General features: G+C 33.5%; 23 protein-coding genes and 1 pseudogene. 7 read left to right on the forward strand and 17 right to left on the reverse strand.

All coding sequences use genetic code 11. From position 1 onward, the window contains the following. Positions 1–36: 36 nt before the first annotated feature. The 3 genes from ACQQ6V_RS07080 to ACQQ6V_RS07090 all read left to right on the forward strand — a co-directional run bounded on the left by ACQQ6V_RS07080 (position 37) and on the right by ACQQ6V_RS07090 (position 2665). Positions 37–1230: an alanine dehydrogenase gene (locus tag ACQQ6V_RS07080; RefSeq protein ID WP_448844848.1), complete on the forward strand. Its 1194-nt coding sequence runs from the start codon at positions 37–39 to the stop codon at positions 1228–1230. A gap of 1 nt (position 1231) precedes the next feature. Further along, positions 1232–1603 carry a hypothetical protein gene (locus ACQQ6V_RS07085; RefSeq protein ID WP_448844849.1) on the forward strand — a complete coding sequence of 124 codons (372 nt, stop codon included), beginning with the start codon at positions 1232–1234 and terminating at the stop codon, positions 1601–1603. Positions 1604–1819: 216 nt separating this feature from the next. Continuing rightward, a complete protein-coding gene (locus tag ACQQ6V_RS07090; RefSeq protein ID WP_448844850.1) occupies positions 1820–2665 on the forward strand; it encodes a prephenate dehydrogenase in 846 nt (281 codons plus the stop codon). Positions 2666–2868: 203 nt separating this feature from the next. On the opposite strand, the gene ACQQ6V_RS07095 is transcribed toward ACQQ6V_RS07090, so the two are convergent. The 6 genes and pseudogenes from ACQQ6V_RS07095 to ACQQ6V_RS07120 all read right to left on the reverse strand — a co-directional run. Next, the gene (locus tag ACQQ6V_RS07095; protein WP_448844851.1) at positions 2869–4287 is read right to left on the reverse strand and encodes an L-serine ammonia-lyase; all 1419 of its coding nucleotides are present in this window, start codon (positions 4285–4287) and stop codon (positions 2869–2871) included. Between the two features lie 96 nt (positions 4288–4383). Continuing rightward, positions 4384–5025, reverse strand: coding sequence for an alpha/beta hydrolase (locus tag ACQQ6V_RS07100; protein WP_448844852.1), 642 nt, complete (start codon positions 5023–5025; stop codon positions 4384–4386). A 93-nt stretch (positions 5026–5118) separates the two neighbouring features. Then, entirely contained in the window at positions 5119–5685 is a 567-nt protein-coding gene (locus ACQQ6V_RS07105; RefSeq protein ID WP_448844853.1) for a YceI family protein, read from the reverse strand. A gap of 70 nt (positions 5686–5755) precedes the next feature. Beyond that, entirely contained in the window at positions 5756–6799 is a 1044-nt protein-coding gene (locus ACQQ6V_RS07110) for a glucokinase (protein ID WP_448844854.1), read from the reverse strand. Between the two features lie 150 nt (positions 6800–6949). Beyond that, positions 6950–7528 carry a hypothetical protein gene (locus ACQQ6V_RS07115; RefSeq protein ID WP_448844855.1) on the reverse strand — a complete coding sequence of 193 codons (579 nt, stop codon included), beginning with the start codon at positions 7526–7528 and terminating at the stop codon, positions 6950–6952. 184 nt (positions 7529–7712) lie between these two features. Beyond that, a pseudogene (locus ACQQ6V_RS07120) lies at positions 7713–8183 on the reverse strand (3-oxoacyl-ACP synthase III family protein); the annotation flags it as partial. A 242-nt stretch (positions 8184–8425) separates the two neighbouring features. On the opposite strand from ACQQ6V_RS07120, the gene ACQQ6V_RS07125 reads away from it, so the two are divergent. After that, positions 8426–9334 (forward strand): CorA family divalent cation transporter, encoded by a 909-nt coding sequence (locus tag ACQQ6V_RS07125; RefSeq protein WP_448844856.1) that lies wholly within the window; start codon positions 8426–8428, stop codon positions 9332–9334. A 3-nt stretch (positions 9335–9337) separates the two neighbouring features. On the opposite strand, the gene ACQQ6V_RS07130 is transcribed toward ACQQ6V_RS07125, so the two are convergent. Next, a complete protein-coding gene (locus ACQQ6V_RS07130; protein WP_448844857.1) occupies positions 9338–9607 on the reverse strand; it encodes a DUF1294 domain-containing protein in 270 nt (89 codons plus the stop codon). A gap of 120 nt (positions 9608–9727) precedes the next feature. On the opposite strand from ACQQ6V_RS07130, the gene ACQQ6V_RS07135 reads away from it, so the two are divergent. From ACQQ6V_RS07135 to ACQQ6V_RS07145, 3 genes are all read left to right on the forward strand, one after another. Further along, entirely contained in the window at positions 9728–10225 is a 498-nt protein-coding gene (locus ACQQ6V_RS07135; RefSeq protein WP_448844858.1) for a nuclear transport factor 2 family protein, read from the forward strand. A 187-nt stretch (positions 10226–10412) separates the two neighbouring features. Then, positions 10413–11258, forward strand: a complete 846-nt coding sequence (locus ACQQ6V_RS07140) for a methylated-DNA--[protein]-cysteine S-methyltransferase (RefSeq protein ID WP_448846181.1) — start codon at positions 10413–10415, stop codon at positions 11256–11258. A gap of 38 nt (positions 11259–11296) precedes the next feature. Next, entirely contained in the window at positions 11297–11905 is a 609-nt protein-coding gene (locus ACQQ6V_RS07145) for an alpha-ketoglutarate-dependent dioxygenase AlkB family protein (RefSeq protein ID WP_448844859.1), read from the forward strand. A 120-nt stretch (positions 11906–12025) separates the two neighbouring features. Here ACQQ6V_RS07145 and ACQQ6V_RS07150 read toward each other — a convergent pair whose 3' ends face one another. From ACQQ6V_RS07150 to ACQQ6V_RS07195, 10 genes are all read right to left on the reverse strand, one after another. After that, entirely contained in the window at positions 12026–12367 is a 342-nt protein-coding gene (locus ACQQ6V_RS07150; protein WP_448844860.1) for a phage holin family protein, read from the reverse strand. 74 nt (positions 12368–12441) lie between these two features. Then, a complete protein-coding gene (locus ACQQ6V_RS07155) occupies positions 12442–13059 on the reverse strand; it encodes a peptide deformylase (RefSeq protein ID WP_448844861.1) in 618 nt (205 codons plus the stop codon). 156 nt (positions 13060–13215) lie between these two features. Further along, on the reverse strand, positions 13216–14088 hold the full coding sequence (locus ACQQ6V_RS07160) for a ChaN family lipoprotein (protein WP_448844862.1): 873 nt from the start codon (positions 14086–14088) through the stop codon (positions 13216–13218). A gap of 106 nt (positions 14089–14194) precedes the next feature. Next, on the reverse strand, positions 14195–15211 hold the full coding sequence (locus ACQQ6V_RS07165; RefSeq protein ID WP_448844863.1) for a hemin-degrading factor: 1017 nt from the start codon (positions 15209–15211) through the stop codon (positions 14195–14197). Between the two features lie 4 nt (positions 15212–15215). Further along, positions 15216–15863 (reverse strand): class I SAM-dependent methyltransferase, encoded by a 648-nt coding sequence (locus ACQQ6V_RS07170; RefSeq protein WP_448844864.1) that lies wholly within the window; start codon positions 15861–15863, stop codon positions 15216–15218. Position 15864: 1 nt separating this feature from the next. Then, positions 15865–16641: a heme ABC transporter ATP-binding protein gene (locus tag ACQQ6V_RS07175; protein ID WP_448844865.1), complete on the reverse strand. Its 777-nt coding sequence runs from the start codon at positions 16639–16641 to the stop codon at positions 15865–15867. After that, positions 16641–17681, reverse strand: coding sequence for a FecCD family ABC transporter permease (locus ACQQ6V_RS07180; protein ID WP_448844866.1), 1041 nt, complete (start codon positions 17679–17681; stop codon positions 16641–16643). Before ACQQ6V_RS07180 ends, ACQQ6V_RS07175 begins: the two co-directional genes overlap by 1 nt. Next, positions 17665–18543, reverse strand: coding sequence for a heme/hemin ABC transporter substrate-binding protein (locus ACQQ6V_RS07185; RefSeq protein ID WP_448844867.1), 879 nt, complete (start codon positions 18541–18543; stop codon positions 17665–17667). The genes ACQQ6V_RS07180 and ACQQ6V_RS07185 overlap by 17 nt, the downstream gene beginning before the upstream one ends. A gap of 30 nt (positions 18544–18573) precedes the next feature. Next, complete coding sequence (locus tag ACQQ6V_RS07190; protein WP_448844868.1) at positions 18574–19653, reverse strand: HmuY family protein; 1080 nt, start codon at positions 19651–19653, stop codon at positions 18574–18576. 9 nt (positions 19654–19662) lie between these two features. Continuing rightward, positions 19663–21777: a TonB-dependent receptor plug domain-containing protein gene (locus ACQQ6V_RS07195; protein ID WP_448844869.1), complete on the reverse strand. Its 2115-nt coding sequence runs from the start codon at positions 21775–21777 to the stop codon at positions 19663–19665. Between the last annotated feature and the right edge of the window lie 28 nt (positions 21778–21805).

A 21805-nucleotide genomic window follows, 5' to 3' on the forward strand; every position in this document is an offset into this window, starting at 1 on the left:
GTACCATGCTAATCAGGCAGATTAAGAAATAATTATATGAGCTCATCTACCATATTTACACCTTTTAAGGAAGAAGACTTACTTCCTAAAGAAGAAAAGTTAGAAATCATTAAAAAAGGAAAAAAATTCAGCATTGGGATGCCCAAAGAAACTTGCCTTAATGAGCAAAGAACTTGTCTTATCCCTGATGCTATCCAGATTCTTGTAGAACATGGTCACGAAGTGATTATAGAAAGAGGAGCTGGTAATAGCTCTCACTTTACTGATCTGCAATACTCTGAAGCTGGCGCTATTATTACCGATGATCCTAGAGAAGCATTTTCTCAGGACTTGGTTTTAAAAATTAATCCTCCAACTTTAGAAGAGATTGATTATCTCAAACCTTGTACTTATCTTATTTCGGCGTTACAAATTAACCTTCGGGATAAAAATTATTTCTTAAAACTTTCTGAGAAAAAGGTTAATGCTATTGCCTTCGAGTTTATAACAGATGAGTATAAACAATTATCTCTCGTAAGATTAATTGGTGAGATTGCAGGTAATATTTCTATCCTTTACGCCTCAGAATTATTAGCTTTTTCTAATGGATTAATGTTGGGAGGTATAACTGGTGTAAGACCAACAGAAGTTGTTGTCATTGGCGCTGGTATTGTGGGAGAATTTGCAACCAAAGCCGCAGTTGGCTTAGGAGCAAGCGTAAGAGTTTTTGATAATTCTTTATCTAAATTAAGAAGACTTCATGCTTTAATTGATCGTAGAATCCCTACTTCAATTATCGATCCTAAAGAACTGACCAAAGCCATAAGAAGAGCAGATGTTGTGATTGGTGCTTTGCCACGACTTAATATGTCGCCTGTTGTCTCAGAAGAGATGGTCATGAAAATGAAAAAAGGAAGCGTTATTATAGATATTACAATTGATAACGGTAAGGTTTTCGAAACATCAGAGCTAACCAGTCAAGACAATCCTTATTTTGTAAAACACGATGTACTGCATTGTGGACTACCTAACTTAACTTCTAAAATGCCAAGAACAACAACTAAGGCCATTAGTAATTTTTTCTTGAGCTATCTCCTTAACTATGACGAAGAAGGTGGTTTCGAAAATATGTTACTTCACAAAAACGAAATGAAACAAAGCCTTTATATGTACAAAGGTCGCCACACCAAGCAGTTAATCTGCAACAGATTCGATTTACCTTATCACGATATCAACCTATTGATTTTCTAAAATGCTAAAAAAACTAAAATTTTATTTTGTAGGATTAATTCCTGGACTTATAATAGTTCTATTTATATTAAACAAAAAAAATGCTAGCTGCACTTACTTTCCTAATGATAGAGTAACAGCAGAAACATTAACCAAGCCTTTTGTATACGCTAATAACGTAGAAAGTAGCATGCAATTAGCAAACGTTAATGAAGCTTTTCTTAAAGATAGTATTATTGCAAAAGGCGAAATTAATTTCGAGAAAAGCCAAGCACAGAAGCAGCCCTTCCCAGAATATCTATTAGATTACCCAAAGAAAAATCCTCGTTTTGAGATTTATTTTGAAAAAGCTAAAGATTCTGCTGTAATAAAATCTTTCAAAAAACTAAAGTAAAATGAAATAAGGCAATTAAATTATCGCCTTAATAATTCTATTAAAAAAATTAGGATTTTCATTTTTTTTATCTAAATTTGACCCGTGATATTAATGAACGCATATTATTATAGAATGACAGTCTTAAAATAGGATTGAGCTTCTGTATGTAGATATATTAGACCTTGTCCTATTCGGACAAGGTTTTTTTTTGTTTAATAAATGTAAAATATAAATATGAAATTAGGATTAATTGGCGTAGGATTAATTGGAGGATCCCTAGCACTAAAACTAAAAGATAAAAAGCTTATTAGCCACGTTATTGGTATGGACGTAAGCCTTCCACATCTCGAAAAAGCATTATCATTAGGCATTATTGATGAAATTAAAACTCTAGAAGATGGCATTGCAAAGTCTGATATTATCGTGATTGCAATTCCTGTTGACGGTGCCAAATTATTACTGCCAAAAGTCTTGGATTGCATAACAGATAAGCAAGTGGTAATGGATGTAGGCTCTACCAAATCTAGTATTATTGCTGCTGTAAAAAATCACCCCAACCGTGGTCGTTATGTAGCAGCTCACCCCATGTGGGGAACCGAAAACAGCGGCCCAGAAGCGGCATCTGCAGAAGCTTTTAAAGGACGCGCAGCTGTAATCTGCAATACAGAAGAATCCGATAAAGACGCTGTAGAATTGGTTACAAAAATCTATGAAGCTTTAGAAATGAACATCCTTAATATGGAGGCAGAAGCTCATGATCTACACACGGCTTATATTTCGCATATCTCACATATTACCTCCTACGCCCTTGCCAATACGGTTTTAGAGAAAGAAAAGGAAGAGGATACTATTTTCCAGTTGGCGAGTTCTGGGTTTTCTAGTACGGTAAGATTAGCCAAATCTCACCCAGAAATGTGGGTTCCGATTTTTAAACAAAATAAAGAAAATATCCTTGATGTTCTTAATGAGCATATTTCTCAGTTAAGGAAATTCAAATCTGCATTGGAGAAAGAAAATTTCCAATACTTGGACGAATTAATCAGAAATGCCAATAAAATAAGAGGAATTCTGGATAAATAATCTTAGTGATTTCGTCTTTTTGATTTAGTTTTTTTACAATTTTTGTTATTCTTATTCTTACCCGTAAATTAACCAAAGTCAAAATTTCGAAATCACTTTTTTTGGTTTAAATTTAAACTGAAATAAAACTATTTTTAAATTACAAAGATTTTGACAAGCGCAATCTGACAATTCTCACAAGTTTTATATAAACATGAAAAATTTTAACATTCAGCTACATTAACTGCAATAGCTAATCCACCTTCTGAGGTTTCTTTAAAACGTTCGTTCATACTTAATGCTGTTTCCCACATCGATTGGATAACCTCATCTAGAGAGACTCTGGCTTTAGTTGGATCACTTTCTATGGCAATATTAGCAGCAGTAATGGCTTTAATAGCTCCCATAGAATTTCTTTCGATACAAGGAATCTGCACCAATCCAGCAATAGGATCACAAGTAAGACCAAGGTGATGCTCCATGGCAATCTCTGCTGCCATTAAAACCTGACCTGGAGATCCGCCCATAATCTCTGTTAATCCCGCTGCTGCCATGGCAGAAGATACACCAACTTCGGCTTGACAACCGCCCATTGCTGCAGAAATAGTAGCATTCTTTTTAAATAAAGTTCCGATCTCTCCTGCTACCAAAATAAATCGAATAATATCATCATCAGAAATATGTTCTGTAAATGCTTGCGCATACATTAACACAGCCGGAATTACGCCACTCGCGCCATTGGTTGGTGCTGTAATAATCCGTCCGAAACTCGCATTTTCTTCGTTAACAGCTAATGCAAAACATGACACCCACTTATTAATCGTCGTAAAGTTGGTGTCTGATTCTCTTACCTGAGAGAACCAATCATCAATATTTTTATAGACTTTATTGCCTAATAATTTGGTATTAAGCCCAGCCGCTCTTCTGACAACGTTAAGTCCACCTGGTAAAATACCTTCTTTGTTAACGCCCTTATAGATACATTCTTTAATGTGTTTCCAAATATAAAGGGCTTCTTTTTCTGTTTCTTCTTTGGATCTCCAACTCTCTTCATTTAAGAAAATAAGATCCGAAAGACGCGATAATCCTAATTTTTGAATATACTGAGTCACATCTTTACCGCTATGGCAAGGATACAATGTTCTTACACAAGCAACTTCGAAAGAGTTTTTTTCAGTTGTGGCAATAAAACCTCCACCAACAGAATAGTAATCCTGAATTAATTCTTCTCCATTCTCAAAAATAGCTTTAAAGATCATACCATTAGGGTGAAAATCTAGGCTTTTTTCTTTATTTAGAATTAAATGATGACCATAAATAAAAGGAATCTTCTTTGTCCCAGCAAAGTTGAGAGATTGGGAAGACTTAATATGATCTATTTTTTCGTCTATCTTATTGGTATCAATTGTTCTGAAATTTTCTCCTTCTAGACCAAGCATCCCAGCAATATCAGTCCCATGCCCCACTCCAGTTTTTGCTAAAGAACCAAAGAATTCTACAAAGACTTCTGCAACCTCTGTTAATGCTCTTTCTCTTTCTATCAATTTGATAAAAGACGTTGCAGCATTCCATGGTCCCATGGTATGAGAACTGGATGGACCTATTCCAACTTTTATAATTTCAAAAACACTTATCGATTCCATTAATACAAAATTAGGGCTCTAAAGATACTATCAATTTCTGAGTCTAAAAAAAAAGAAATATTTTTTTAAAGCTAATTTTAAATCAATGATAAACAATTAGATGAATATAGTTTCTAAAATTCTAGAGACTTCTTTTGATTTTGTTGCAGGGAAAAGATGTGTCGCATTTTGTATGACGAAGTCTGGTTTTGAGTTTTTAATGGGAAAAACAATATCTTTATCTGCTAAAATCTGAACAACATCTGGCAGTGCTTCAAATTTCCATTCTGAAATTTTCTCGATAGACCATTTTAAGTAATATGGATCTTTCATCCGGAAATATTCTAAAACTTTGGGGTTTTTAGGATCAAATAATGATCTCATAAATCCGTATAAAACAGCAGATTTTGGACTAAATAATTTAACGGGCAACAATCTCGGTAATCTAGAGATACCACCTAATTTAATTAATTTTGATTTTTCTTGATCTGATCTGATACTACCTAAAATAACTACTTTCTTGGCTGGTTTTATTTTATGTATTTCTTGTGCTACAATCCCTCCAAAAGAATAACCTAGAAGATAAAAATCTTCTTTTTCGTCAATAGAATCTGCCATTCTTTTTACAAAATCATAAAAGTCTTCCTGATTATTGGGGACTAGCCACGGTATAAAAACAGGTTGCACTGACATGCCAAAACTCAATTTTTCTAGGACTTTATAATCTGCCCCAAGACCGCTGATAAGATATACCTTCATAATTAACGTACAAAAAAAACATTCTTTCAAAAATAAGCACAAAAAAAAGAACAGCAAAACGCTGTTCTTTAAAACTATATCTTTTAAATAAGATTATTTAGCTGTTACTTTAACTTTAAGATCGATATCGTCTTTTACTAAAACATCTTGCATTGCAGATTTGTAAGCTACATCAAATTTCTGACGATCGATAGTAAATTTATCAGAAACGATACTTGTCTGATCTTTACCTACTACAACTCTTGCTGGAAAGCTAATAGCATTAGTTTTTCCTTTTACAGTAAGGTTACCATTAACTGTAGAGTTAAAAACTTTATCCTTTTTAGCCTGGATTGATGTAATTACAAATGTTGCTGTTGGGAATTTTTCTACTTCGAAAAAATCTCCATTTTTCAAATGTCCATCTAATTTACCTTTGTAATCTCCAGTTAAGTCAGTAGAGCTAATTGTGGTCATATCAAGTACAAAAGTACCTCCAACTACTTTGTTGTTTTTTACATCTAAGCTACCTGATTTTACATTAACTGTACCATCATGTGAAGATGCTTCTGATTTTGCAATTTTATATCCCCACCAGTGTACGTCTGATCCTACTACTTTTTTTGTCTGTCCAAATGCTAGACCTCCAGCTAATACAGCTAATAATGCTAATTTTTTCATTGTTTAATAAATTATTATACTGCAAAAATAGCATTATTTATTTTCAATAAAAATTGATGTATGATAAGTATTACATAATTTTTGCACCATATACTGCTGCACCAAGCAAAACGCTCTCTTCTTGTCTTACTAGATAGATAGGAACATCTTTCAGTATTTTATCCATCTTGTCACTGATTATGAAATCTTTATAAAATTTTTCTTTATTTAACAACTCAGATATAAGATTAGGAATTCTGCCAGAAATAAGTAAACCTCCTGTAGCTTTTAATTTTAAAACTAAATTATTAGCTTCTCTTGCCATAAATTCTACAAATAAATCCAAAGCAATATTACAAATCCTTGCTTTTTTCTGTAAAGCTACGTTACAAATTACATCAACCTTATCCTCTGTAGATAGTCTCTCTGTTAACCAATCTGGTTCTTCATGTTGTTTTACATCTCTTAAGAAACGATAGATATTAAATAAGCCTTCTTCTGATAAAACATACTCCCAACTGACAATACCATAAATTTTCTTTAAATATTGATAAAACTCTACCTCCCAATCTGTACGTGGAGAGAACTCTGTATGACCACCTTCACTAGCAAATGGTCTTAGAAAATGACCATCCCAGAACAATCCTGCTTCCCCTAATCCTTTTCCTGGAGCCAGAATAGCCATATTACCTTTTACCAATTGTTTCGACTTATAAATTATAGCTAAATCTTCTTCATTAAGACTCCCAAATGCATAAGCTGTAGCTTCTATATCATTAATAACATAAATGTTTGTAAGGTCTAATTCTTTAGAAAGATCTTCAGAATCTATAACCCAAGGCCAGCTATCAGACTCACATCTCCCGCCAACAACAGGCGCGGCAACAGCAATACACAATACCGTAGGTACAGCAACTGATTGTTCTTTTAAAAATGATTGATAAATTGCAGAAAATGATTGGTAATCCGATATCGCATAAGATGCTTCTTTTTGAAGATTAACAACAGAATCAGCAACAGAATAATATGCTAATTTGACATTTTGAGAATCTATATCCGCAGCCAACACTTGGCCTGTCAAGATATTACTTTCTAATTGCCCCGGAACTTGGATAGGAAAAAACTGATTGACCATAGTAATTGCTTTTTACCAAATATAATTAAAATCTGATAATGTTTGTATTAATTAAAACATAAAAAAACCATCCGAAGATGGTTTTCTTATTTATCTTTCAATCATTGTGTAAATGATCATTTGTGTTTTGTCACCTATGTGCTTCTAGAATTACTTACCTAATGGAAGGTTGTAAGATACACCAACGCCAACAGAACCAGCATTAAATTTCTGATCTACAACTTTTCCTCTGTCTCCAGTAAATACTTTCGTATAATGTGCAAAGAAATTCCAATCTTTATTATGGTAACCAAGCTCTGGCTTTAAGTAAAAACCTCCATCTGGCATTGCAGCATTATATACAGAATTGTCTGTAACATTATCTTTGCCTACGATAAAACCATAACCTAAATCTGTCCCAAAGTAAAACCCTGTCTTCTTAGGATATATACGGATTAAAGCAGCTACTGGTACAACTCCAAAACTGTTATTACTAAGATTAACATTATTAATGGTTGCATCTTTTCCAAAGAATTGATTATAACCTGTCGCTAGACCTAATCCAATACCAGGTGTCACAAGATTCTGATAAGAAACATCTACACCAACATTGGCAGAGGTATTACCTCCTGTAGATACACCACCATTAACCCCAACTTTTACCATGTTATTCATCTGAGAATTCTGAGCAAATAATAATCCTCCTCCCAAAATACTCGCTGCTATTACAGTTTGCTTAAATAGTTTCATAATTTCAAATTTTTGTTTTACAAAAACCTTACTTGAAAATAACGTGCCAAAACTATATTTATATTATCAAAAACTCATCTATAAAAATCAAACAACTGAAAATCAATATTATATTTTTATAATTACAATTCACGAAAAAACCACTTGTAAAAAGTGGTTTTCCTTATTATATGTGTATGATATTTTAGTATTCGAAAAGGACACTTCCCCAAGTGAAACCACTCCCGAATGCTGACAAACATACCAAATCTCCTCGTTTCATTCTTCCTTCTTGGATCGCTTCGCTTAACGCAATAGGAATAGAAGCTGCCGTTGTATTACCATATTTTTGAATATTGACAAATACTTTTTCGTCTGGTAATTTTAAAAGCTGTTGTACATATTGCGCAATTCTAATATTAGCTTGATGCGGAATTAATAAGTCTAAATCATCAATTGTTTTGCCAGCTTTATTAAGAGCTTCCATGATGCTTTCTGGGAAACGTGTAACGGCATGTTTAAAGACAAAATTACCATTCATGTGAGGGTAAATTTCTTCTGCAGTAATAGCATCTGGCTCATTAATAATACGATCTGACCAACCGAATTTGCTTCCTGGGAATTTTACCGCCAACTCATCTGCATACTTTCCTTCTGAGTGCATATTAGTTGCTAATTGAAAATTTGTGCAAAAATAAGGTTTTATTCTTTACATATCACTTATTGATGAATAGAGTGAAGATATTTCTATGTCATCACTTAATGATCACCCAGAAATATCTAGCCCTGATTGACGTGAAAATCCTTTTATCCGTGGGAAGCCTAAGCTAGACAAGATAAAAGATTGTAACAAAAAGCAGGTTCCCGGCTCCTAAAAAAATTAGATAAGATTATGACTTTTTTAGTTAGTTTTGTGCTATGGCTATAGAAATTATTTTCAAGAACGATTATTGCGAATGGGTGGATGTAGAACAAGCTACGGAAGAGGATCTGACTTTTCTTAATCAACGTTATCTCATCAACCAACTTCTCCTAGAAGATACAATTGATCCTAATCACTTGCCGAAATATGAGGAAGTGGAAGGTGTGAAATTCTTCTTGATGCGCGAAAATACGGATCTAGAACGCCAGACACTTAATAGCATTAGTGATGTAAGCAGCAAGCTGAGTGTTTTTATATTACCCAATGTCATCATCACCGTGCACCGACTAAAAAGTAAAAGTATACAAGCGGTTATTGATGATATTTTTTTAGAAAAAATTGATAAAAGCGAGCTAAAGCCTGCTAATCTAGCGTTGCGCCTTTCTCTTAAAGTGATGAAAACTTTTGATGACGAAAGTAATTATCTTCTAGAAGTTCTTGATACGATGGAAAACGAGATTTTCTTGAAAAACTCTAATCAATCTAACCAAATACGAAGATTATATAAATTGAAACGCAAATCTGGACTCAACACCAGGATTTTGTACATCTCGACGGATTGGATTACAAAATTCAAAACCTTAGACCTAGAAGATGTAGAAGTAATGGACTTGTTGGACAAACAGAAAGATGTATTGGCAGATTTTGACCATCTAAGCACACAGACAACCAACTTAATCTCGATGTTCTTAGCGCTGTCTGACCAAAAAGCCAATCAGGTTATGAAGCTGTTAGCAATCTATTCGGTTTATTTTTTACCAATCACTTTTATTGCTGGCGTGTACGGAATGAATTTCGATTTGATGCCAGAGCTTCATCTTGAGCATGGTTATTTTTACACACTCGGTTTTATGGGATTAGTCGTTGCCTGCACTTTTGTGTACATGAGAAGAAAACGCTGGTAATCATTAATTATTGAATGTAAAAAAATTCTGATAAATAAAAAATGCTACAATAATTTGAATCACTAAAACCAATATAAATTTTAAGATAAAAGAACCTTTAGATATTTTATGTCGGCAAATGATCATTGCTAATATGGCGCCAAGACTTCCGCCACAAAAAGAAAATAATAGTAAAGCATTCTCAGAAATCCTTCTTTTATGATGTATTGCCTTGTACTTATCTAATGCAAATACAAAAAAGCTAAAACATGTTATGATTAAAATAATGACCATGGCCTACAAAGTTAATAAAGTTATAAAATTGGGTTAAAAAAAATGAACAAATAATTTATGGTTTAAAATTTGCAAATAGTAAGAAATTCTAATATTTTATTCACAAATAAATTACATTTTATGAAAAAATCAATTTTAACATTATCTTTTTTAGGACTTGCAGTTGCAACATTAAGCAGTTGCGAAAAGAAAGAAAATAGAGAACAAAAAATTGCTCCTAAGCAAGAATATTCCGATAAAAACACGCAAGATGAAGCGAATAAAAAATTAGTTTTGGACTTTTATCAAAAGATGTTTGGAGACAAAGATCTTAGCGCAGTAGATCAATATATTGCACCAGAATACATCCAACATAATCCTACGGTAGCTGACGGCGCAGAAGCTTTTAAAAAAGCAGCGGCAGTTTGGTTTAAAGGACAGCCTAAAACTAAAATTGACGTTCAGCATGTTGCAGCAGATGGTGATTTAGTATTTGTACACCTCAAAGATAAAAACCCAGATGGGACACTTGTTTCTACGATAGATATTTTTAAAATTGCTAATAATAAAATTGTAGAACATTGGGATGTTCATCAAGATGTTCCTAAGGAATCTGCTAACAACCATCCGATGTTCTAATATATAAGAATAATTTTTGTGCCTTAGATTAGCTCTAGTTTTATCAATAGGATTTTTTTAGATATAATCAGTTTTAGCTTTATTATAACTTTTATTAAAAAAAATAACCAAAATAGGAAATTCAGCAAGTTTCGGATTTTTGGTTTATAAAATTGTGCCGACATTTGTAGTAGAAAAATTCAGAACAATGACTGAGCAAGATTTTATAAATTACAACCGGATTGCGGATGCTATTGATTATATCAAAAACAATTTCCAACAACAACCTAATCTAGATAAAGTTGCGGAGCAAGTACATCTGAGTCCATTTCATTTTCAACGTATGTTTAGTGAATGGGCTGGTACAACTCCCAAAAAATTCTTGCAATACATAAGTATAGAACATGCTAAAAATGTATTAAATAATCAGTCTACACTCTTTGACACAGCGCTAGAGACAGGACTTTCTGGTACGGCAAGATTGCATGATCTTTTTATTAATATTGAAGGAATGACGCCTGCAGAATATAAAAATGCTGGTAAAAACCTAGTCATAAATTATAATTTTGCAACAAGCCCTTTTGGTAATCTAATTATTGCCTCTACCTCAAAAGGTGTTTGTTATATAGCCTTTGACAACGATGAAGAAAAAGCACTTGCCAATCTTAGAGCGAAATTCTATAATGCTACTTTCCAAAGAAAATCAGATATTAACCAACAAAATGCGTTGTTCATTTTTCAAAATGATTGGAACAAATTACCGGAAATCAAATTGCATCTTAAAGGCACTGATTTTCAATTAAAAGTTTGGGAAGCATTGTTAAAAATACCATTAGGGCAATTATCTACTTACGGCAATATTGCCAATAGAATTGGTAACCCAAAAGCTTCTAGAGCTGTTGGGACAGCAATCGGAAGTAATCCTGTGGCTTTTCTTATACCTTGTCATCGTGTGATTCAATCAACCGGAAATTTCGGCGGTTATATGTGGGGAAACACAAGAAAAACAGCAATAATTGGTTGGGAAGCGGCACAAATTAATTCTGAAATTTAATGTTGGATAATATTTAAGATTTTCAAAAAACGGAAAAAATGGACTTATTTAATCAAACCATAGATATAACAAAAAACTGGCTTCCAAAGGATGGAACGGTCAATTATCATGGTAAGCTTTTAACAAGAGAACAAGCTGATTTCTATTTCAATAATCTGTTAGAAACCATTGCTTGGCGTAATGATGAAGCCATAATTTTTGGAAAAAAAATCTTTACCAAACGTAAAGTTGCGTGGTATGGAGACCAACCTTTTGAGTACACCTACTCTAACACGACAAAACGCGCTTTGGCTTGGTCAAAAGAACTTCTAGAACTTAAAGATATTGCTGAAAAAGAAACAGGCGAAACATTCAATTCTTGTCTTCTCAATTTATATCACAATGGTGACGAAGGTATGGCGTGGCACAGCGACGGAGAAGCAGATCTTAAGAAAAATGGTGCAATTGCTTCTCTAAGTTTTGGGGCAGAACGTAAGTTTGCCTTTAAGCACAAACAATCCAAAGAAAAAGTTGAGTTGATTCTAGAGCACGGTAGTTTATTGGTAATGAAAGATACTACACAGACGCATTGGCTACACAGGCTTCCTCCAACAAAAAAAATTAAAACAGCTAGAATCAACCTAACTTTTAGGACAATTATGGAATAGAAATATTCTTTTTAATGCTAAGAAACTTATTTAACATAATCTTCATAACAAACCCATTGATAAGTAATGGCAATATATTTTATACATTTTCCTTAATTTTTGAAATTTAAAATCAAAAAATTAATCTTTCTCGAAGATTGAACTGAAAAATGATGTTACCAAAGACAATAATATACTGAATAATAATGCCCACCAGAAGCTTGCAACCTGCATACTATCCATAAAATAATCACACAGCAAAATAATAATGGCATTAATTACAAAAGAGAATAATCCTAATGTAATAATGGTAATAGGCAAAGACAAAATTGACAATACGGGTCTTACAATCATATTAAGAATACCTAAAACAATTGCGAAAATAATTGTCGATCCAAAACCATCAAAATGAACTCCAGTTAGTACTTTGCTCAATAAAAAAGCCGAAACAGCTGTAATCAAAAGGCTAATAATCAATCTCATAGTTTATTATTTTTTTAAGTTTAAAAATTCATTCGAAAACTAAAGTTACAAATTTTATATTATCCTCTACATTTTTAATTTATTTTTTGAAAAGATTCAACAGATTTATAATTCTGTTGCCTTTGCTGCTCTATCTTATCAGAAATCAGTATTCCTGACAAATGGTCGATCTCATGTTGGAAAATAACAGCGCTGAATCCTTCTACAATTTCGGTGTGTTTTTGGTTTTTCAAATCGTAATATTCTAACTGAATGACCTTGCTTCTATAAAACATTTCTCTGAATTCTGGGATAGAAAGATCTCCCTCAGGACCATAATTGAGAAGCTCAGATCTCCAAATGATTTTAGGATTAAGAAAATATTCTAATGGATTTCCGGCCTTGTCAAAACGTTGTACCCAGATTACATTTCTATTAATCCCGACTTGTGGTGCCGCAATCCCAACGCCGCCATCTGTGGATAACAGTGATAATTTCATGCGATTAACCAATATTTCGGTGGCTTTATCTTTTGGGTTAACATCCGTTGATAATCCCAGAAGGACGTCATGTTGGTGCTGATCGCTTGTCTGATAAATTGGCAATAATAACGATATGTCACCTTGGTTGATGATTGTTAATTCTTCTTTTGTCAATTTTTGACCAAATACAGAAATACATAGAACAAGACATAATAAGTTAAAAAATTTCATAGTATAATTTTGCAAGGATTAAAGGTCTTATTTAATTTTGAATTAGCAAAAAGAAATTAAAGTTTATCCTTTAAATAATCTGCTTTTCACAAATTAAAACACAAAAAAAGCAAACTCTGAGTAAAGTTTGCTTTTATAAATGAAAAAATTGAAAATCTAAAATGTCTTTGTCATATCAGACGGAATTACCAAGTTAAATTCTGTCGGAATATAATCTTTTTCTGGCACTTTCAATTCTGGTTGATCGGACTCAAATACAGAAATCACCGCAATTTTCAGCTCAGGATTTTTAGCTTTCAGATACCAATATATGCCGCCATATTCTTTGCTATGGTAATTGCCATGATAATGGATAAGTGTCTTCCCAGCCTCGATATTTCGCAAAATAGACTCAGCCATCGTCGCATCTTTTACCGCTTGGGCTGAGACAAAATTCATCACCTTCATATCATCAGCATGATCGCCCATCATGGCTTTCATTTCTTTGTATCCAGGTGTATCCAATGTCACTTTTATCGGCAATTGCGCTATATAAGTTTTATCTAATTCTGGCAAAGTATTTAAGGATTCTAAACCTTGTTTTGCCACCTGAGAAGCGTATCTTCTTGGGATATTTCCGGCGATAAATTTCAGTTTATTATCTTTTGCAAAATCCAAAAGCGGTTTATAATCCGTAGAATAATTGTTCCAAAGTCTTACAGAATCTTTTAACACTTTAGCATCCAACTTACCCGCAAGATATTGGTTAACCTGAGGCTGATTATCTCTCTCAAACATCTCTGCTGCCAGAACTAATTGTCCTTTTTTTTCTTTGAAAAGACCTTCTGTCACCTTTAATTGCAACCAATGATTGATAGAACTGTTATGATTTTCGCCAAACAAAACGACATCATAAGTCGCTAATTCTTTCAGCATATTTTCTGGTTTTACTACTTTCCCTTTTTTATTAAAAAGTTGGTAAGCGGTAAAATTCTGAGCATTAACCAACCCTAAACCGGAAAGCATTAACGCAAAAACTAATTTTTTCATATTTTAAAATTATAAAATAAAAGACCGCTTCGAAATTAAATAATTAACAAAACGGTCTTAGAATCAATTAATAAACTTTAATGATAAATATTGGACGTTAATCCAATTATTTTTCTAACTCTTCAACCAAAGCTTTCCATTCTGGTAATTCTGGGATACCAGGTTTTCTCTTTCCAAAGAATTGAGCGATAAACTCACCATCTTTATTAAAAACTTCTAGAGCATGTACTAATCCGTCTTCGGTAGGTTTTTTCACCACCCAAGTTTCGGCAATTTTAGCGGTATCAAGGTGAAGATTGAAGTCTGGATCCATCACGTTAATCCAGCTACCATGCCACATTACCTTCTTAACTTCTCCTGTATGAATCTGAATAATCCCACGATTACCAACAAAAACCATAATTGGCAAATGCTGTGCAGAAGCTTTCTCTAGCAAAGTCACTACGCTAGCATTATCAACTTTTGTCACAAACTCGGCTGCACCCAATCGCAAAGCTTGAGTTCTTGACACACCAAATTTTCTCAACATCATGAAGAAATCATGTGTATCTTTCAATTCTGACCAAGCTTTTCTGAAACCTTCAACATCAATATCAGAATCTGCTTTCTCATCAGCTTTTGCAGGAATAGGTTCAAACGCAAAAACCTGATCTTGATCTTCTGCTTTAAATTTCTCTACTAAAACATCAAAAGCCTCAGCGTTGCTATCCTTAGTCAAATATATTTTATGAAGAGCCAATCCGTCTTTTCCAGAGAATTGTAAGCTTTTTTTATCTCCTTCTACAACGGCAAAAGCATGTTTCCAAGAATTAAGGAAAATCCTAAGATCAATATCCTCTCCTACAAATAATTGTGCATGTGGACTGCTAAAATCGCCATTAAGATAGACTCCTTTTCTCTCATGCACACACTCGTCATTTCTTGTTAATGCCATTACTTTTCCCAGACTTTCTACTTCAGACAAAATCGCTGCAAAATCTGCTTTCAGGATGGTTACACCTTCTCCAATATTAGTTAATAATAGATCTGCCTCACTTACGCCTAATTGCTCTGCAGCATTACGTATTCTCAAATGTGCGTTTTCAGCTTTTAGCTGATTCCATTTTTCTTTTAACTCGCTCATTATCTTATTTTTTTATCGTTAATATGGTATAAATTCTTGTGACTAATTCTCCTGTTTTACTTTTAATTACTTCTTCCTTTTCGGTTAAGATATAATTAGAAAACAGGCTTTTCTCTATCATTTTTATCAAACTTTGATTATCATAAAGGTTAAATCCAAACTCGGTAAACGGTAGATTTTGCATAAATTCTTTTTGACCAAACGTCAAGACAAAAATGCCTTCGGGTTTTAAAACTCTAAAAATTTCATTGAGAAAATCTAGCGGTCTTTCCCAAAAGTAAAGTGTATTAACCGTAAATATCTTGTTAAACTTATAATCTTGAAACGGAATATCATGCCCGTTATAAACTAAAAATTGCGCTTGATCTTTGAAGGCTTGATTCTTTTCAACAGCTGCTTTCCTCATAGTTTCGGAAATATCCAGACCTATATATTGAATATTTTTTGCTTCATTTAAAACAAATTCTAAATGTCCAGCATTACCCTGCCCCACTTCTAAAACTGAATCCAAATCTTGCAGCGCCATAGCCTTAATACTTTCTAAAGTCATAGAAATATTGGTTGCATGCATCATATCAGCAATCTCCAATCCTTTTTCGCCTTCGGGGTTGGCTAGGTTTTTCGCTAGTATTTTTAAATCTTTTTCGTTCATTTTAACCAAAAATAATCATTGGATTTTCATTAATTGGATGCTTACAAATTGTACACGGAAAATTGTAAGTATCGCTAATTTTTTCTGCTGTAAAAACCTCATCGGGCTTACCAAATGCGGCTACTTTCCCGCCTTTCATCAATAAAATTTTATCTGCAAATTGTGCCGCCAAATTAAGATCGTGTAAGACAACAATGGCAGAATTAGCTTTGGCAGTAAATTTCTTAATAATATCCAAAGCACGATATTGATGTTTAACATCCAAATTATTAAGAGGTTCATCCAAAAAAAGCAATTTATGTGCGACATCATTTTCTAGCTGCGCCAAGACTCTGGATAGGTGTACTCTTTGTTTTTCGCCGCCAGAAAGTGTGTTATAATCCCGCTCTTTGAGATGATTAATATCTGTTTCTAACATCATATTGTGCATGGCTTCCATATCTTCTTTTCTCGGCTGAGAATCAAAGTAAGGATAACGTCCCATCATCACAACATCCTTTACCTGCAACGGAATATCATTGCTGTTATGTTGAGAAAATTTAGCTTTATGAATCGATAAATCCTGCACTGACCAATCGTACATTGGTTTATTTTTAAATAAAACATCTGACTTTTTATCTTGCTTGACTTCATTAGCCAAAACACTTAGAAGACTAGATTTACCTGCTCCATTAGGCCCAACAATTGCCAAAAATTCTCCGTACTCTAACGATACATCTACGCCATCCAAAATATGGAACGTCTTATGCTTGTAGCTTATCTGATGTGCTTTTATCATTAGAGAGATTTTTTTTGTTTCATTAAAATGGCAATAAAAATAGGTCCGCCCATTAATGCTGTCAAAATACCAATCGGAAGCTCGCTAGGTGCGACAATACTTCGGCTAATCGTGTCTGCAATTAATAACAAAACAGCACCAAATACAGCTGACAATGGTAAAATAAAATGATAATTGGACTTAAATAATAATCGTAAAATATACGGTACAATCAATCCTACAAAACCAATCGTCCCAGAAAACGCAACGCAAGTACCCACCATTAGAGCCGTAATTACGACAATTTGTTTTTTCAGTTTTTCTACGTTAATGCCTAAATGTTGTGCGTCTTTTTCTCCCAGCATCATTGCGTTAAGCGCTTTTCCTTTCGGTAATAATATAAAGTAAGAAATTACCAATACCACAAAGAGAACAATATTTTTAGTCCAAGTTGCAGCTGCTAGACTTCCCATATTCCAAAAGGTTAAATCTCTTAATTGATCGTCTTTTGACAAATAAATTAAAAAACCTGTGATAGAAAATCCAATTGCTGTTATCGCAACACCAGTTAAAAGCATCATGATCACATTGGTTTTTCCGCTGCTTGTAGAAATTCTGTATACCAACAACATCGATAATAATGCTCCCAAAAATGCCGAAAATCCTACTAATGAAAACTGTAAAGCTTCTGGTAAATAGGCTCTAAAATGTCCACCCAAAACTATTGCAAATGCCGCCAACAAAGTTGCTCCAGATGTTAATCCAATTAAGTCGCTGGTTGCTAATGGATTCTTGAACATCCCTTGTAATGCTGTACCAGAAACGGCTAACATACTTCCTATCAATATTGCCATAATGACTCTAGAAAATCTAACGTCCCAAATGACATATTTCTCACTTAATGTAATGCTAGGATCTTGGGTTATCACTTGCCACAAAACAGAAAAAGGCGATTTATCACCAAAGTCATAAACGCCAATATAAAGAGAAGTTATTGCCAAAATTATCAGCAATAACCCTCCTAATATCAAGTGAATATATAATTTATTTTGTGTTTTCAATTAAAAGTTTATTTAATCCTAATGCTGCTTCTCCTAATCTTGGTCCAAAACTAGACACTAAGCCTCCGTCCATTGCGATAACTTTTTTGTTCTTACCAGCATTAGTCTGTGCTACACCTGGCATCTTAAGAACTGCATCTATACCGCCTGCACCTTGCAATCCACTTGTAAATAAAAATAATACATCTGGATTACCTTGTACAACAGCTTCTGGAGTTAATGGTTTGAAATCTTCAAAATCATTGAAAGCATTCTCTCCACCAGCCAAAGCAATCAGATTAGACATTGCTGTATTTTTACCAGCTACCATTAGGTTATTACCTCTTGCGTAGATAAATAGTACTTTTGGTTTTTTAGCTAATGGTTGTATTTCTTTAAGATCAGCATCAATTTTGTCATAAAGTTTTTGATAATCATTGTTACCAACTGCTTTTGCTACTTCTTCGATTAATTTTTTAGTTCCTTCAACAGAGAATTCTTGTTTTAGAATATCTGCTTTGATACCAGAAGAAGTGATTTTAGCTAATAATTCTGGGTTAAGATCTTTATCAGACGCCAAAATTAATGTTGGATTAAGCGCCATAATAGGCTCAATCGTCATAGACCTAACGTGACCAAGATCTTTGGCTGTAGCTTTAAGGCTTTCTGGATATGTGCTGGTAACATCTGTCCCGATAATTTCGGATTCGTGACCTAATGCACTTACGATTTCTGTAATTCCGCCAGATAATGATACAATTTTGTTAGCGGTTTTAGGTGCTTCTGAAGATTGTTCTGTTGCTGCTCCTTCTGATTTTGCATCTTCTTTTTTACAAGAATATAATGCTAGCATCACAGATGCCATTAAGACTAATTTTTTCATATTGTTTATAGGTTTATAGTATTTATTAAATTATAATGGTTTGTATTCAAATTGAGGAAAACCACGATTACCATTAGGATCTGTCATTCTTGTAAATCTAAGTTTGAAGAAATAACCATCTGCATCTCTTATGACATAAAATCTATCAGAATATACCTCCAATCCATTAGCACCTATAGGATTTCTCCAGTTAGCACCAATAACAGTTTGGTCATTATTAATAAATTTAGTCACATCAATATCTTCAATTTTAAATTGATCATATCTAGCCTGACCAGTCGCAGGAGCTTTTACAGTGACTTGATAAGCACTGGCACCACCAAGAACGTTAGTAACCACAAAGTCGGCATAAATATAACTTCCTGCGCCAGCAATTACATTGGTAATAACGGTGAAGCCAATATCCCATTTTTTCTTCTCTGGCTGTGCAGAAACTTCCTTACCTGAGATCGTACTAAAAAAGTTAAAATTAAAATCTGAATTCTTGGTGATAATATATTCTTGGTGAGTTTTTTCGTTAAGATTGGCATACTTAATTTTATAACCGTCATTAACTCTTGTTATTTGTACTTTCTTCCAACCTCTACTTTCTCCTCCGGTATAGGCAGTACCTGGGGTCTCTACGCCTTTATATATATCAAATCCCATATTGATAAGGTAAACGGAGTCATCATTGGCCGTAATTTCTGAGATAGCAGTTCTCCCTGTCACAATGTAACCTTTAGGGTCATCAATAAATTGTTCGTTAGCTGGATCAAAACTAGCAACAACAACTTTTTCTTGTAAGTCATAAAGATCTGCTTCTTTAACCTCATCAATATTAGTTGCATTAGGAATCTTGCCTGCAGCCATCATAATAGAAGAGTTAAGAATAACCTTAAATTGTGTCCCTGTATAAAACCCAAAATCCCAATCGGTTCTTTTATTATAAGCTACATCTTCTGTACCTAGATCTATCCAGACTTGGTTAGGCTGACTTGCTCCACCCACATTAGGGCTTACAACAGCACCATCAGACTTTGGTATTGCAATAGGATCTTCGTTGTCTTTGATGCAAGATTGAGTAATGAAAGTCAATCCTAATACGGTTAGTAAAAATATTTTTTTCATTTTAAATTTTTAGAAATTATAATTAACTCTTGCAAAATAGCTTCTTCCATAAAACAACTCTACAAAATCAGACGGCCCATTATGAGCGCCTCCTGACTTTGTGTTATCTCTAATAGAGGATACATCAAAAATATTTTTAATACCTAAAGCTATTTCGAAATGGTTATTAAAGAATGGTTGACTCATAGTAAAATTCATCATACTATAATCACCTCTTTCACCTAGAACATATTTTGGCTTGGTTATATCTAGAGCAGAAATTACGAACTCCTTTTTTTTCCCTGTATATTTATAGAACAACGAGAGCACTGTATTAAGTTTCGGGACGGTATAATTGGCATTAAGATTACCTTCGAAAGTATAAAAGAAATCATTATCTGATACAATTTGTCCATCGGTTAGAGTTCTTGAAATACCATAATAAGAAGCATTGGCTGCTAATGCAAAAGCACCTTTTCTAACTTTAAGATTACCTTCGAATAATACAGATCTATATTTATCCACATTAAGATAAGTTACAATTAATGGTTGAAGCTTCACATTAAGCATTTCTATTCTGTCTTTAACATAAAGGAAAGTTGTGCTTGCACCTAGATTAAAATCCCAGCCAGAAAGGTTAGTTAATTTTTTATCATAATTAATCGTTCCTGTATAACCACTTTCTGGAACTAAATCCATATTACCTTGCAGGTTATGATTACTATCTACGAAGTATGTGTAAAGCTCATTGAAATTAGGAAATCTATTAGCACTTCCTGCTACTAATCTCAAGTTATCATTGTCTGTAATTTTTGCTCTTGCTGTTACAGAATAATTATGTTGTGCATTAAATTTATCACTCAATGCAAGACGATAGCCAGGACGCAAAGAGAATACATTATTAATCTTCCACTCTGCTGTTAAGAAATTAGCATAATTAAAGATTTTACGCTTAACATTATTACCATCAAAAAATCCCGCTATAAAACCTGCATATCCAGAAGAGTGATCTAGCTCATAACCTAATTGGAAGTCGACCTTATCACTATTCAAGAAATTACTAAAAACACCTCTTGAGTAAAGAATATCAGCCTTATTATAAGATAGATAATCATCCGTTGAGCTCACACTTCTATTGGGAACATCATAGGTATAATTTCTATACTTTCTATCTTGAGTCTGATAAGAAAAATCACCTGTATAATTAACCGTTCCTAATGTTTTCCATACATTAAGTTGATGAATATATTTGGTGGTCATATAATCTCTATCTTTAGAAATATAAGTTCTGTTACCTCCACCTAAATATAACTCTGAAAGAACAGGATTATAATAATTAAGTTTTTCATTAACATAACCGAATTTATAGAAAACAGAAGTATTCTTATTGTTATATCTTACAATTCCATCTACATTCAAGACATCTTTAGGTTGCCATAAGTAGCCTCTTTTAGCATCTTGTTCTATATGCTTATAACCTTTTTGAGTCCCTTTAAATCCTTGGAAATCATTTCTATTAACATTAGCTCCTACATACCAATTTTCATTAATATTATAACCAAGGTTAAGCGTCTGTATATGGCGTCCTTCTCCTTTCTTATACCAATCATACTCTTTACCAACGGTCTCTTCTTGTAAAGCCGCATTAATAGTTAATTTTTTTTGGCTATTTTTTTTGGTAATGATATTAATAACACCAGCTACGGCATTGCTACCGTAATCTACGCCCATAGAACCTCTTACGATTTCTACTCTTTCTACATTGTTAATATTAAGCTTAGTAAGATCGATATTGTTACCAAGTCCTATATCTCCAACAACTGGTATATTATCAATCAATATTTTGGTATACTCTCCACTTAATCCCATAATAGAGGCCGTTGAGTTACCAGAGTTACGATCAGGAGTGATTAATATATTAAGACTTTGATTAAGAACATCTGCAACATTGGTAGCTGCCATATTTTTAATTTGCTCTGCATTAATCACTTCAACCTTATAGATTGACTTATTAATACTTTGTGCACTGTATTGTCCTGTAATTACAACTTCATCAATTTTCTTAGTATATAATGAATCTTTTTCTTGTCCATAAACAAAATATATGGCAGACATCGCTAGTATTGAAAGTACTTTCTTATTCATTAGATAAATAATTTTTGCCAAAAGTACG

Source organism: Chryseobacterium electrogenes (genome assembly GCF_053553015.1).